The 14,144-nt window shown below is 40.5% G+C and carries 10 protein-coding genes, 8 tRNA genes and 2 rRNA genes; 19 read left to right on the top strand and 1 reads right to left on the bottom strand.

The features are described 5' to 3' along the window. From AB685_RS19725 to rocF, 11 genes are all read left to right on the top strand, one after another. Nucleotides 1-174 (top strand): 23S ribosomal RNA (locus AB685_RS19725); the annotation flags it as partial. Nucleotides 175-287: 113 nt separating this feature from the next. Then, a 5S ribosomal RNA gene (gene rrf / locus AB685_RS19720) occupies nt 288-404 on the top strand. 9 nt (nt 405-413) lie between these two features. Beyond that, nucleotides 414-488 (top strand) — tRNA-Asn (locus AB685_RS19715). 1 nt (nt 489) lies between these two features. Next, nucleotides 490-563 (top strand) — tRNA-Thr (locus AB685_RS19710). A 15-nt stretch (nt 564-578) separates the two neighbouring features. Then, nucleotides 579-653: transfer RNA gene (locus AB685_RS19705), tRNA-Glu, on the top strand. Between the two features lie 121 nt (nt 654-774). Next, a tRNA-Val gene (locus AB685_RS19700) sits at nt 775-850 on the top strand. 12 nt (nt 851-862) lie between these two features. After that, nucleotides 863-946, top strand: a tRNA-Tyr gene (locus tag AB685_RS19695). 293 nt (nt 947-1,239) lie between these two features. Then, nucleotides 1,240-1,314: transfer RNA gene (locus tag AB685_RS19690), tRNA-Gln, on the top strand. A 2-nt stretch (nt 1,315-1,316) separates the two neighbouring features. Then, a tRNA-Lys gene (locus AB685_RS19685) sits at nt 1,317-1,389 on the top strand. A 34-nt stretch (nt 1,390-1,423) separates the two neighbouring features. Next, a tRNA-Ala gene (locus AB685_RS19680) sits at nt 1,424-1,496 on the top strand. 185 nt (nt 1,497-1,681) lie between these two features. After that, nucleotides 1,682-2,584, top strand: coding sequence for an arginase (rocF, locus tag AB685_RS19675; protein ID WP_047972303.1), 903 nt, complete (start codon nt 1,682-1,684; stop codon nt 2,582-2,584). 58 nt (nt 2,585-2,642) lie between these two features. On the opposite strand, the gene AB685_RS19670 is transcribed toward rocF, so the two are convergent. Then, nucleotides 2,643-2,825, bottom strand: coding sequence for an aspartyl-phosphate phosphatase Spo0E family protein (locus AB685_RS19670; RefSeq protein ID WP_047972302.1), 183 nt, complete (start codon nt 2,823-2,825; stop codon nt 2,643-2,645). A 181-nt stretch (nt 2,826-3,006) separates the two neighbouring features. On the opposite strand from AB685_RS19670, the gene sigW reads away from it, so the two are divergent. The 8 genes from sigW (at nt 3,007) to AB685_RS19630 (ending at nt 14,078) form a co-directional block, all read left to right on the top strand. Beyond that, nucleotides 3,007-3,570, top strand: coding sequence for an RNA polymerase sigma factor SigW (gene sigW, locus AB685_RS19665; protein ID WP_047972301.1), 564 nt, complete (start codon nt 3,007-3,009; stop codon nt 3,568-3,570). A 20-nt stretch (nt 3,571-3,590) separates the two neighbouring features. Next, nucleotides 3,591-4,220, top strand: coding sequence for an anti-sigma factor (locus AB685_RS19660; RefSeq protein ID WP_047972300.1), 630 nt, complete (start codon nt 3,591-3,593; stop codon nt 4,218-4,220). 288 nt (nt 4,221-4,508) lie between these two features. After that, on the top strand, nt 4,509-5,330 hold the full coding sequence (gene cdaA, locus AB685_RS19655; protein WP_047972315.1) for a diadenylate cyclase CdaA: 822 nt from the start codon (nt 4,509-4,511) through the stop codon (nt 5,328-5,330). Continuing rightward, entirely contained in the window at nt 5,323-6,573 is a 1,251-nt protein-coding gene (locus AB685_RS19650) for a CdaR family protein (RefSeq protein WP_047972299.1), read from the top strand. The genes cdaA and AB685_RS19650 overlap by 8 nt, the downstream gene beginning before the upstream one ends. Nucleotides 6,574-6,593: 20 nt before the next feature. Next, complete coding sequence (glmM, locus tag AB685_RS19645) at nt 6,594-7,940, top strand: phosphoglucosamine mutase (RefSeq protein WP_047972298.1); 1,347 nt, start codon at nt 6,594-6,596, stop codon at nt 7,938-7,940. Between the two features lie 941 nt (nt 7,941-8,881). Continuing rightward, on the top strand, nt 8,882-10,687 hold the full coding sequence (gene glmS / locus AB685_RS19640) for a glutamine--fructose-6-phosphate transaminase (isomerizing) (protein ID WP_047972297.1): 1,806 nt from the start codon (nt 8,882-8,884) through the stop codon (nt 10,685-10,687). Nucleotides 10,688-11,215: 528 nt separating this feature from the next. Further along, nucleotides 11,216-13,774 (top strand): AAA family ATPase, encoded by a 2,559-nt coding sequence (locus AB685_RS19635; RefSeq protein ID WP_047972296.1) that lies wholly within the window; start codon nt 11,216-11,218, stop codon nt 13,772-13,774. After that, nucleotides 13,755-14,078 (top strand): 4-fold beta flower protein, encoded by a 324-nt coding sequence (locus tag AB685_RS19630; RefSeq protein ID WP_198530546.1) that lies wholly within the window; start codon nt 13,755-13,757, stop codon nt 14,076-14,078. Before AB685_RS19635 ends, AB685_RS19630 begins: the two co-directional genes overlap by 20 nt. Nucleotides 14,079-14,144: the final 66 nt, after the last annotated feature.

Raw genomic sequence — 14,144 nt, 5'->3', positions numbered from 1 at the left:
CGTGCGGACGGGATAAGTGCTGAAAGCATCTAAGCATGAAGCCCCCCTCAAGATGAGATTTCCTTTTGCTTCGGCAAGTAAGATCCCTGAAAGATGATCAGGTAGATAGGTTCGAGGTGGAAGCGTGGCGACACGTGCAGCTGACGAATACTAATCGATCGAGGACTTAACCCAAAACATTTGAACGATAGGAATACCTTGATATGAACACATTATCTAGTTTTGAAGGAACAAGATAGTTGAAAAACTTCTTGATTTTCTTTCTCAATTTTGTATAATATTATTTGTCTGGTAATGATGGCGAAGAGGTCACACCCGTTCCCATACCGAACACGGAAGTTAAGCTCTTCAGCGCCGATGGTAGTTGGGGGATCTCCCCCTGTGAGAGTAGGACGTTGCCAGGCTAGTATTGTTCCACCATAGCTCAGCGGTAGAGCATTCGGCTGTTAACCGAAGGGTCGTAGGTTCGAATCCTACTGGTGGAGCCATGCTTCCATAGCTCAGTTAGGTAGAGCACTTCCATGGTAAGGAAGAGGTCACCGGTTCGAGCCCGGTTGGAAGCTTATACAATAAAATTTGGCCCGTTGGTCAAGCGGTTAAGACACCGCCCTTTCACGGCGGTAACACGGGTTCGAATCCCGTACGGGTCACCATAGTTTTTTCACGACAGTGAAAATAACTTTCCTTATTATCGCGCTAGCGAAACTAATATTCCTTTTCGCGGAGCGAAAATAACTATCCATATAATAATATCAAAATAACCATCCATACATTGGAGGATTAGCTCAGCTGGGAGAGCACCTGCCTTACAAGCAGGGGGTCGGCGGTTCGATCCCGTCATCCTCCACCATATATATCCCTTGGAGGGGTAGCGAAGTGGCTAAACGCGGCGGACTGTAAATCCGCTCCTTTGGGTTCGGCAGTTCGAATCTGCCCCCCTCCACCATTCAACTTCGAAATGAAAATTCCGGAGTTTTTGTTTGAAGAAATGTATAAACTTCCTATGATCAGAGATAATAAGTGAAGTTAGTTGTCTTTGAAGATTGGGTATGAAAGTACATAGAGTTTAAATGGGTTCTACCCTTTTTAGTAACTAAAAGACACCTTCTCATCATGTAACAAGTATTAATTTTGGTGTCGATATTATTCCGTCTATTTCCTCCTGAAATAGTCATAATAATATCTGCGGAGTAATATCATGCAGCTTATTCGTGGAAGTAATTCACGAAGTAATTTCAATGGGCTATAGCCAAGCGGTAAGGCATCGCACTTTGACTGCGACATGCGTTGGTTCAAATCCAGCTAGCCCAGCCAACGTGCCATTAGCTCAGTCGGTAGAGCATCTGACTTTTAATCAGAGGGTCGAAGGTTCGAGTCCTTCATGGCACATCTTTTATTTTTGCAAGCTTTATTAACTATATATGGGGCCTTAGCTCAGCTGGGAGAGCGCCTGCTTTGCACGCAGGAGGTCAGCGGTTCGATCCCGCTAGGCTCCACTTACTAATAAAGTTTAAAGTCATAGACCTTCGGGTTTGTGGCTTTTTTGTTGTCGTTTCCGACCTTGTGTTATCAATAATCCGACAATTCCAAACTGCATATATATTCAAAACTATGTCGAGTTGAGTCATTTCCTGTTTTCACTATACAATAGTAGTAGAAAATATAAAGGGGGACACGATTCATGAAGAAAGATATTAGCATTATTGGAGTACCGATGGATTTGGGACAAACACGTCGCGGAGTGGATATGGGTCCTAGCGCAATTAGATATGCGGGTGTAGTAGAAAGATTGGAAAAACTAACACAAACGATAGAGGATCTAGGCGATATTGAAATTGGCAGCAGGGAAAGTTCAACTTCGAGTGAGAGTAACTTAAAGAATTTGAAAGCGGTTGCCCAAGCGAGTGAGACCCTTGCATCCAAGGTGGATGAAGTGGTGTCCCATGGGAAATTCCCATTAGTTTTGGGTGGGGATCACAGTATCGCAATTGGAACGATTGCTGGACTTGCGAAGCATTATCCGAACTTGGGAGTCATCTGGTATGATGCGCACGGCGACCTTAATACGGGGGAAACATCTCCGTCAGGAAACATCCATGGAATGCCATTGGCTGTAAGTTTAGGAATAGGAGATCCTACTTTAACGAACATCGGTGGGTATGGCACAAAGATTAAACCGGAAAACATTGTCATAATCGGTGCAAGGTCACTTGATGATGGAGAAAAAGTTCTTATTAAAGAAAAAGGAATCAAAGTATTTACTATGCATGAAATAGATAGACTTGGTATGACTGCGGTAATGGAAGAGGCAATTGCCTACCTGAAGGAGCAAGGCACGGATGGTGTCCACCTTTCCTTGGATCTTGATGGGTTGGATCCGCATGATGCTCCTGGAGTTGGTACACCTGTACTGGGAGGTATTTCGTACCGGGAAAGTCATCTCGCTATGGAGATGCTTGAAGAAGCCGACATCCTGACATCGGCAGAGTTTGTGGAAGTTAACCCGATTTTGGATGAGCGTAATAAAACGGCGACGGTAGCTGTTGCCCTGATGGGATCGTTGTTCGGTGAGAAATTACTTTAAGAACTAATTAAATGCAACAAAAGTAGAGAATAAGAAAAAAAAACACCAGCAACTACATTCAAGAAGTTGCTGGTTTTTGTTTTATTTGTATATATAAGTATTGGTTTATCAATGAATCAAGCGAGGTGCTCGCATCAATTACTTCTTTGGATTGAAGATTGTTGGAGGAGGAAAGTCGAATCATTTCTTCTCTTTTTCTCTCAATTGCTTCTTGTAAATGGACGGTAGCATGGACTGCCAATGTACAACACCCCTTATTCATTAGGCTTCGAAAACTAAATTTTAGTAGTTTTTACCCTCTATAACCCTTTTTTAAACCAATTTCAGTAAATTTTTGTTAAAATATAATATATAGAGAAAAATGAAACCTTTTACGGCGAAGGCACGTATTACTAGTGACCGCCAGACAACGGGGGAACGGAATGGAAGAGCTAATCAGAAAAAGAATAAAACAAATAAAAAAAGGCGATCAGGATGCGTTTGCGGAAATAGTGGAGCTGTTTAAAGATAAAATCTATCAGCTCGTTTACCGGATGATTGGTAATTCGCATGAAGCGGAGGATATTGCACAGGAAGCTTTTATCCGGGCATATATTAATATCAACAGCTTTGATGTTAACCGGAAGTTTTCTACATGGCTCTATCGGATTGCGACAAACTTGACGATTGACCGCATACGTAAAAAGAAGCCGGACTATTACTTAGATGCAGAGGTTGCTGGTACAGAAGGATTGACGATGTATTCTCAGGTAGCAGCAGATATTGCTCTTCCTGAGGAAGAAGTGGAAACGATGGAGCTTCAAGGTGAAATTCAGCACCAGATATTGAAGCTTCCTGACAAGTACCGCACGGTGATTGTACTAAAATATATCGACGAGCTTTCATTGATTGAAATCAGTGAGATACTGGAGATTCCAGTAGGAACGGTGAAAACCCGTATTCATAGAGGGCGAGAAGCGCTTAGGCAGCAATTGCGCCATGTTTAATTCTGGAGGTGTAAGAAAAAATGAGCAAATGTCCGGAACATATCGTCCAGTATATGCATGAGTATTTAGATGGTGACCTAGATAAAGAACGAGAACAAGAGCTGAAGGCACATCTCCATGACTGTAAGGAATGCTACCGACAGTTTCATGAGCTGGAGAAGGCGATTGCGCTTGTGCAAAGTACCTCTCATATATCAGCACCAAATGATTTCACGCAAAGAGTGATGAACAGTTTACCGAAAGAGAAGAAGACAATTGGATGGAATCGTTGGATGCGTTCACATCCAATGTTTGTAGCGGCAGCCATTTTCTTTATCCTGATGGCAGGCAGTCTTTTCGGTGGCTGGCAGGAGGATAAATTCGCTTTTACCAACCAACCGAATCTTGTCGTGCAGGATAATACCGTGATCGTTCCCGAGGGAGAAGTGGTAGAAGGGGATGTTGTGGTCAAAAATGGAAACATCCGTGTCGAAGGCGAAGTCCGGGGAAACGTGACGGTCATCAATGGTGAAGTCATCAATGGCGAAAACTATCTGGCTTCTGCTGGCCAGGTAACAGGTGACATCGAGGAAATCAACCAAATATTTGAATGGATCTGGTTCACTATGAAAGACGGCTTCAAAAAAGCCGTCGATGTCTTTAACGATTAAAAGAAACAAGGGATGCTATAGCACCCAAGCAATTCAATTAGAACTACAGAAACCTTGTTGATCGAAGCGCCTGAAACGGAGATCAACAGCTGAATGAAAATCCTAGGTGCTTGAGATATTCAAGCATCTTTTTATATTTCAAGGAGATTATAATAGTATTGCAAAACATGATTTGAAGAGCCGTTTCTACCTGATTATTAAAAATATGCTATAATAACATGGTTACGGTTTTCGTACTTGATACATAAATCTTGTACTGTTAAAGGAAGTGTGAGGATGCCTTTTGAAATACCTTTTGGAGATATGCCATATTTAAGTTACCTAGCAAATATAGTTGATATTTTGCTGGTTTGGTTTGTTATTTATAAGCTTATCATGGTCATCCGTGGGACAAAGGCGGTCCAGCTGTTAAAAGGGATAACAGTGATTGTGGTTGTAAGGATCATTAGTAGCTTCTTAGGACTAAGCACCTTGCAATGGCTGATGGACCAAGCTTTGACATGGGGGTTCCTGGCGATCATCATCATCTTCCAACCAGAGCTTCGTCGTGCCTTGGAGCAACTGGGCAGAGGGAAATTGTTCACTAGAAGCGGTGTGGATGATGAAGAAGAGCACGCCAAGATGATTGAAGCTGTCGTTAAATCCGTTCAATACATGGCAAAACGCCGTATTGGAGCGTTGATTTCGATTGAAAGAGAGACAGGAATGGGAGATTACATAGAAACGGGTATCCCGTTGCATGCCAAAGTGTCATCCGAGCTTCTCATCAACATCTTTATTCCGAATACCCCACTTCATGATGGAGCGGTTATTCTGCAAAAAAGCCAAGTATCTGCTGCTGCATGTTACCTGCCTTTATCTGAAAGTCCTTTTATATCTAAAGAACTGGGAACAAGGCATAGAGCAGCACTTGGAATCAGTGAAGTAACAGATAGTGTTACAATTATCGTGTCGGAGGAAACAGGGAATATTTCCGTCACGAAGAACGGTGAATTACACCGGGATTTAGAACCTGATATATTCAGTGACCTGTTGATGAAGGAAATGGATACAAGTATCAAAACGACATCTTCAACTCGCTGGCAGTGGAGGGGGAAAAAGGATGGATAAGTTTATCAATAACCGTTGGGTGATGAAAATTATCGCACTGTTAATGGCCTTTATGCTGTACATGTCTGTTAACATCGAAAATACTTCCACACAGCAACGTACAAACACCACCCCTCCACCGTTATCTGGTTCCAACGATGTGGAAACAGTAACGGATGTTCCGGTTGAATCTTTCTATGACCGGGAAAACCTAGTTGTGACAGGAGTGCCTCAAAGTGTGGCTGTGACCCTTGAAGGCCCGACAGCTACCGTTAAACCTGCTGCTTTACAAAGGGATTTTGAAGTGTTTGCAGATCTATCCGATTTGGGGGTTGGAACACACCAAGTGTCCCTGCAGTATCGCAATCTGTCGGAAAGATTGAACGTGACGATTGAACCGGCTGTGGCGTCGGTCACAATCCATGAAAGAATCTCGAAGGACTTTCCGGTTGATGTCGATTTTATAAACAGAGGCCAGATGGAAGAAGGGTATCAGACCGAGCAGCCAATTGTTAAGCCGAATATCGTGAAGGTGACGGGTTCACGTGAACTGATTGAAAGCATCGCACTGGTGAAAGCGCGTGTCGACCTTAAAGGCGTCAATGAATCCATTGAGCAGCAATCACGTGTGACCGTGTATGATAGGGAAGGGAATTCCTTGAATGTGGAAGTTGAACCTCCTGTAGTGGACGTCAATGTCCCGGTTACCAGTCCATATAAATCGGTTCCTTTGAGAATCAATCGAAAAGGATCACTTGGGGAAAACCTGAGTATCACCAAAGTGGAAGCAGTACCGAATGAAGTGACCGTTTATGGTCCGAAAAGTGCCATAGACAAACTGGAATTCATTGATAATATAGATTTGGATCTAACAGAAATCACAGAAAATACAACCATTGAAGTGGATGTTCCTGTACCCGATGGTGTAAAACGGGTGGTACCGGAGAAAATCAAAGTCAATGTGGAAGTGGAAAAAGAAGAGCAGAAAACATTTACGAACGTACCTATCCAACATATCGGCCTAACAGAAGGCTTGGAGCTGGAGTTTGTTGATCCTGAAAGTGGAGTGATGGACCTAACGGTTCTTGGCTCACCGAGCGTCCTTGATAACGTAAACAGCACCGATATGGAGATGTATGTAAATGTTACAGATTTGAATGCAGGGGAGTACGAAGCGCCTCTTGAAATAAACGGACCACAAAATGTTTCATGGGATCTACCAAAGAGAAATGTAAAGTTCAGACTGATAGAAACTAATGAGTAGTAAAAGGAGAGATTTACGAAATGGGTAAATATTTTGGTACGGATGGAGTGCGCGGAGTAGCAAACTCTGAATTAACACCTGAATTGGCATTTAAAGTAGGACGTTTGGGAGGATATGTGTTAACAAAGGACCAAACCCGTCCGAAAGTGCTGATCGGCCGTGATACACGTATTTCAGGACATATGCTTGAAGGTGCATTAGTGGCAGGACTTCTATCCATCGGTGCAGAAGTTATGCGTCTAGGTGTCATCTCGACTCCAGGTGTTGCTTACCTGACAAAGGCATTAGGTGCCCAAGCAGGTGTGATGATCTCCGCTTCTCATAATCCGGTGGAGGACAATGGAATCAAGTTCTTCGGACCGGACGGTTTCAAGCTTTCTGACGAGCAGGAAGCGGAAATTGAAGCGTTGATGGATGAAGAGACAGACAGCCTTCCACGTCCAGTAGGTGCAGACCTTGGACAGGTAAATGACTACTTTGAAGGCGGTCAGAAATACCTCCAGTTCTTGAAACAAACAGTGGACGAGGATTTCTCCGGCATTCATATCGCTTTGGACTGTGCACATGGCGCGACATCTTCCCATGCTACACATCTATTTGCAGACCTGGAAGCGGATATTTCCACAATGGGATCTTCACCGAATGGGTTGAATATTAATGACGGCGTCGGTTCCACTCATCCAGAAACACTAGCACAACTAGTGGTTGAAAAAGGTGCAGATATCGGGCTTGCATTTGATGGCGACGGTGACCGTATCATAGCAGTTGACGAAAAAGGACAAATAGTCGACGGTGACCAGATCATGTTCATCTGTGCAAAATACTTAAGCGAAAACGGACGCCTTCGTCACAACACAGTCGTATCCACTGTCATGAGCAACCTTGGCTTCTATAAGGCATTAGAGGCAAGCAATGTAGAAACAAAGCAAACAGCAGTTGGAGATCGTTATGTAGTAGAAGAAATGAAGAACGGTAACTACCTTCTTGGTGGAGAGCAATCCGGTCACATCATCTTCCTTGACTACAACACAACAGGTGACGGCATGCTGACAGGACTTCAGCTTGTGAACATTCTGAAGCTGACGAAAAAGAGCTTATCAGAGCTTGCCGGCGAAATGACAAAATTCCCTCAGTTGCTTGTGAACATCAGAGTGACGGACAAGCACCGTGTAACAGAAAACGAAAAAGTGAAAGCTGTCATTGAAGCGGTGGAAGCGGAAATGAACGGAAACGGACGTATCCTTGTTCGTCCATCCGGTACAGAGCCACTTGTTCGCGTCATGGCTGAGGCGCCAACTCAAGAACAATGTGACGAATACGTAGAACGTATTGCTGCAGTTGTGCGTGCGGAAATGGGTACAGCATAAACTTTGAAATGAACGAGTAAGATATGCATATACCGCACTTATGGAGCGGTGGATGCATATCTTTTTATATGGCTAGGATTTATTTTGTTCGGCGAGGATGTAGGTTTGTTGAGTGGTGGAGGAGGGTACTGTTGGTAATGGGTTTAAAGAACGGTGGACTGGTTGGTATGGGACGCTCGGCATGATGGGAAGGGTGGAAATGTCCGAAGTTTTTCCGTTCTTGACCGAAGTTTTTTGAAAGTTGACCGAAGATTTAGCGATCTTGTCCGAAGATTGGCCAAAATTGTCCGAACGAAATTTTGAAATGTCCAAACGTCGTAGATTCTTGACCGAACAATGCCTATTACTTGTCCGAACAGACCCCAAAAGCCTTGCGGAAATGTCCGAACCGCTCGGGAAATTGTCCGAGTGCTTTTTAACCAATCAAAAAGTGGTAGTTTTGCTCACTTTTACACCCAAAAGCTTCATTATGAGTGTAATTTCAGCCGCTAAGCTTTACTATCCACATATTCAATGTGCAACAACAACAAAATTAGCAGTACACAACAAAAATACATCAAATCCTTTGAATAATTTGGTAAAAATCCACATAATTATTGACGAATTGGGGTATGGAAGGTAAGATATTATTTGTTGCTATTCAAGAATGGAAAGGAGCATCAAAGGTACACAACTATAACTAGATACACAAAGCGCCTGAACTAAGCGACGGACGAAACTATGCTTAGTTGACGAGGAGGAGGTTTATCGATCTATCGGCGGATGCCTCCCGGTTGCCAATCTCAACCGACTCTAGGGACAGTTTAAAGCATAAAGGCAACTTTATGTACAAAGACTGTTACTATGATTACAAAATATTTTTATAGGTAATGTGGGGGCAAGATGGTCCCCATTATATGGTGTGCTTTCTTGTCCCTGCAACTCTAGGGAGGAAATTAATTATGTGCGGAATCGTAGGATATATCGGAACACAGGATACAAAGGAAATTCTTTTAAAAGGTCTAGAAAAACTTGAATACCGTGGATATGACTCTGCCGGTATCGCGGTAATGAACGAGGGTGGCGTACACGTATTCAAGGAAAAAGGTCGTATTGCAGACCTTCGCGAAGTAGTTGACAATACTGTTTCGGCATCGACAGGAATCGGTCACACTCGCTGGGCGACTCACGGTGTACCAAGCCAAGTAAACGCACATCCACACCAAAGCACGTCTGGTCGCTTTACACTTGTACACAACGGAGTTATCGAGAACTATGCACAATTAAAACGTGAACACTTACAAGGCGTAGAGCTAGTAAGTGAAACAGATACAGAAGTAGTCGTACAAATCATCGAGAAATTTGCAAACGAAGGACAGCATGTGGAAGAAGCGATGCGTCACACACTATCTATCCTAAAAGGCTCTTACGCGATTGCTTTGTTGGATAACGAAGATCCGGAAACAATCTATGTAGGAAAAAACAAGAGCCCATTACTGGTTGGTGTAGGCAAAGGTGACTTCAACGTTGTGGCAAGTGACGCAATGGCGATGATCCAAGTAACAGATCAATTCGTTGAGCTAATGGACAAAGAGATGGTTATCGTAAAGAAAGAAGCGGTAACAATCAAAAAGCTGAACGGTGAAATCATCGAGCGCGCGCCATACACTGCTGAACTTGATGCAAGTGATATCGAAAAAGGCACATACCCACATTACATGTTAAAAGAAATCGATGAGCAGCCATTAGTAATCCGTAAGCTCATCCAAAAATACCAAAACGAAAACGGCGAGTTGACGATTGACTCTGACATCATCAATGCTGTTAACCAGTCTGACCGCATCTATATCGTAGCAGCAGGAACAAGCTACCACGCAGGTCTTGTTGGAGCGCAAATGATTGAAAAGCTTGCAAAGGTACCTGTGGAAGTACACGTAGCAAGTGAGTTCAACTACAACATGCCAATTTTATCTGAAAAACCGCTTTTCATCTTCATCTCTCAAAGTGGAGAAACAGCGGACAGCCGTGCAGTACTTGTACAAGTGAAAGAGTTGGGTTACCCGGCACTTACGGTTACAAACGTACAAGGCTCTACACTATCCCGTGAAGCGGATTTCACCTTGCTACTTCACGCAGGCCCTGAGATTGCAGTAGCTTCTACAAAAGCATACACTGCACAACTTGGCGTTCTGTCCATTTTCGCTGCAGTATTAGCGGAATCTAAAGGTCACAACCTAGAATTCGACCTAGTGCAAGACCTAGGAATCGTTGCAAACGCAATGGAAGTTCTATGTGATGCAAAAGAAGAATTTGAAGACATCGCACGCAAATTCTTGGCAACAACAAGAAACTGCTTCTTCATCGGCCGCACAATGGACTACTATGTTGGCCTTGAAGGTGCATTGAAACTAAAAGAAATCTCCTACATCCAAGCAGAAGGATTTGCTGGGGGGGAACTGAAGCACGGAACCATTGCCCTAATCGAAAATGGTACACCAGTTATCGCGATCACCACACAAGAACAAGTAGACCTGTCCATCCGCGGTAACGTGAAAGAGGTAGTAGCACGCGGTGCCAACCCTTGTATCATCTCCATGAAAGGCCTTGAAACAGAAGAAGACAGCTTCGTTGTACCACAAGTAAACGAACTGCTATCTCCACTAGTTTCTGTCATTCCGTTACAACTGATCTCTTACTACGCAGCACTCCACAGAGATTGTGACGTAGATAAGCCACGTAACTTGGCGAAGAGTGTTACGGTGGAATAAATCACCAAAAAAGACTCAACCAATTTCTCTTTGCAATTAAGTTCTTCCCCATGTAATTCAAGTTCGTACCTGCTGTAATTAAGTTGGTATCTGAACGGGGAGAAAAGCGAGCGGCAAAGTATAGATCGGGTATAATTCAAAGAATCGGAAAACGTACAGTTGGTACGCTTTCTCGGTTCTTTTTTTATTTGTCATAAAAAATTCTGGTTTATATAAAAGTTAATATTAAGTGTTATATTAATGAATCCCCTGATACTTTAATCAAGGGATTTTATTTTCATTAATGGTTTAAGTTTTTTAAGGAATGACCCTTTAAATGAATCAGTACAATTACATGTCTTATGTTTAAATCTGTTTGATGAACAGGCGCTATATTTAGCATGTGTACCATTAAATTAAAGTTAATAAAAAACACAAAAAATTTATATTATATAAATTATAGATATTTTATGTGGTATGATTGACTAAATTCAGCAAAATTTTACAGTTATACAAACGGTACTAGTATAACAAATTAGGAGGGAAAGTATGAAAACAGCAGTGGATTTCTTGGCAGAATGGGCAGGAGAAGAAGCGTGGAAAAACCATATTCTGAACATGGCAAAAACCAAAGGTGATATCAAATCATCAGAAATGTTGGCTGAAGTTCTACACCTAATAAAAACTAAAGGAACTGTTGATAGAATTCCAGATTTGGGAAGCGAATCCTTAGAAAAAAAGAGACTAATTATTGATGAAATAAAGTCCCCAAAAAATATTAATGCTTTATCAAGTGATGCTCAATTCTCATTAGGCAAAAATCTAAATGTAATTTATGGGGAAAATGGATCGGGAAAGTCATCATATGTCCGTATGTTTCGCAAATTAGCTGATCACTATGTTACTTCCGAAAAGGACCTTACTATAATACCAAATGTTTATAAGGAAGAATTGCCAGGTGAGTATAAAGCCCAAACGGTTGATGTTACATATCTATTGGGTGATAAAACTAAAAATGAACTTGTGGATATTAATGAACCGCATAATGAACTAAGTACAATAAATGTATTCGATAGCGAATCTGTCCTTCCTTTGATTAATAGTGACCTTACTTTTAATATACTTCCAAAAGGATTTGAGAATTTTCAAATAATCTCTGGTTTGCTGGATTCTTTACGTCATGAAGTTTCAAAATTAATTGAGACTGAGAAAAAGAAACAGGAGGGATTATTCTCTGATTCTTCATATAACCTTATTCAGGAAGAGCTGAACAGAATTTTTGGAGAAGTTAAGAATTCAAAGAATATAAAAGATTTTCTTGATAGTAATTATCCACGTAGCGATTCATATGAAGAGGTGATTAATGAAATAGATCTTCAAATTATGGAATTAGAATCTTCTAATCCCCAAGATAAGATTACTATTTTAACAGCACAAATGACAAAACTTACTTCAATTAGGAATTCATTAGTGAAATTATCTACAATGTTGAGTCAAGAAATTATAGATAAAGTTAATACCTTAATTAAAGATTATGAGCAAAAGATACAGGAGGAACGTGAATATAATAAAGAATTTCAAAAAAATGTATCTTTTCTTAAAGAGGTAAATGATGAATGGTTTACATTTATCAAGATGGGAAAAAAATATTATGAATCTATTAAACAGGATCATCCTCATGAAGGTGAATCATGTATTTTTTGTAGCCAATCTCTTAAAATAGCCAGTGTTAAAATTATTGAAAGTAACTTTAATCATATCGCTAAAAGCAATGGGGGATTATTACGCTCGATTGAAAAGGAACTCCTGAAATACGACACAGAGAGCATAGTGGTTAATTTTTCTAATGAAGAGACTGCATTATTTGAAAGTGAGAAGTTTTTAGGGAGAGTTAAATCAGCTATTCAATTAGTAAACCGCAATAAAGATTTATTTAGTTCACTTCTTAATTCAAAGAAAATTGTCTCTGATCAGTTGGTTTTGGATGTAACCGATGTAGTAGAGGAAATTAGTCTCGAAATAAATGCTTTAGAAAAAAGAATTGATAATCTGAAGAAAACAAGTACAGAAGCAAGCAGTATAATTAATTCACACAAGGCTTTAAAAGAAACCTTGAGGAAGAATGAAAAACTTCATTCTTCAATCGAGTCCTTAGTAAAATGGTTTGATATTCAGAACTCTATTAAAGAATATAGTAAAGCAAAAAATAAATTCTCCACAAATTCTCTGACACAGAAACAATCTGAGGCTTTCCAAGAAATAATTCAAAGTGAGTATTTTGAAAAATTTGAGCGTTTTGCAAAGGAACTTAAGGTCTCAAATGTTAATCTAAGACTTATTCCTAAAAAGGGAAAAACTTTACGAAAAAAGTTTGTTTCCTCTGAAGAATATAAGGTTTCTCAAATAATGAGTGAAGGTGAACAAAAAGCCGTGGCAATGGCTGAGTTTTCTACGGATTTAACTATGCGTAAAGATTTTAATACAATACTTTTTGATGATCCTGTGACTTCGTTAGATTACAAACGGTCAGAAATTATTGCTAATTTGATTTATAAATTGTCATTGGATAGGCAAGTAATAGTTTTTACGCACAATATAATGTTTTATTACTATCTCTATAACGCCTGTGCGAGGGATAAAAATAAAGATAATAAGTTCTTCAAGGTTGATGAATTTGACAAGTTGAATAAAGGGATTGTATCTGAGTCTTTTAGTGGAAGATTAGAGACTTTAAAAGACGTTACGGGTAAACTGAAAAATCAAGCACAATTTATTAATTCTAAATCATGTTTTGGTGATGTATTAGAGGAAGCATTAAAAAAAGCATATTCTGATATTCGAACATGGTGTGAATTAATTGTAGAAGAAGGTTTTTTTAATAGTGTCATTAGGCGACATGAAGCAAATATTATGTTCACAAAACTCCAAGAGATTAATGGGAGCTTTGTAGACGAATTAGAATCAGTGAGTGAATTATTCCACAAATCTTGTCGTTGGATGGCAGGTCATAGTCAGTCTGCTGAAACTCAGCATGTTCGTGCAAATAAAGAGGCTTTTAATGATGATATGAAATACATTAACCAACTTTATGATCAATATAAAAAATAATAGGGGTGAAATAATGGAGTATCCGATATGGGCATTAAGTGGTAGGTTTTGTGGAAAAGTTATTGAAGATCAAGTATATGATGAAAATGGTAATCATGTCGGTTATATCGACGATAACAGAATCTTTTCTTCAAACACAGGACAAGTTGTGGGAGAATTTTATAGAGAAGATAGAGTTGGATTAAAAACGTCAAGATCTTATCCAGTTAGGGGAGCAAGAGGGATAAGAAGTTCAAGAGGTTTTGGTAGGCGAGGAAATAAGGGAGCTATTAATCCTGGAGGATGGAAAGAACCAGAATTCTAAGATTTATAGAAGCGCTTTCCTAATTAATATTTATGGTTAGTGCTTCTTTCTATTGAATAAAATGAA

It is taken from the genome of Bacillus sp. LL01 (assembly GCF_001037965.1).
Note: the sequence above shows the minus strand (reverse complement) of the source record. Positions and strands in the feature narration are given on the sequence as shown.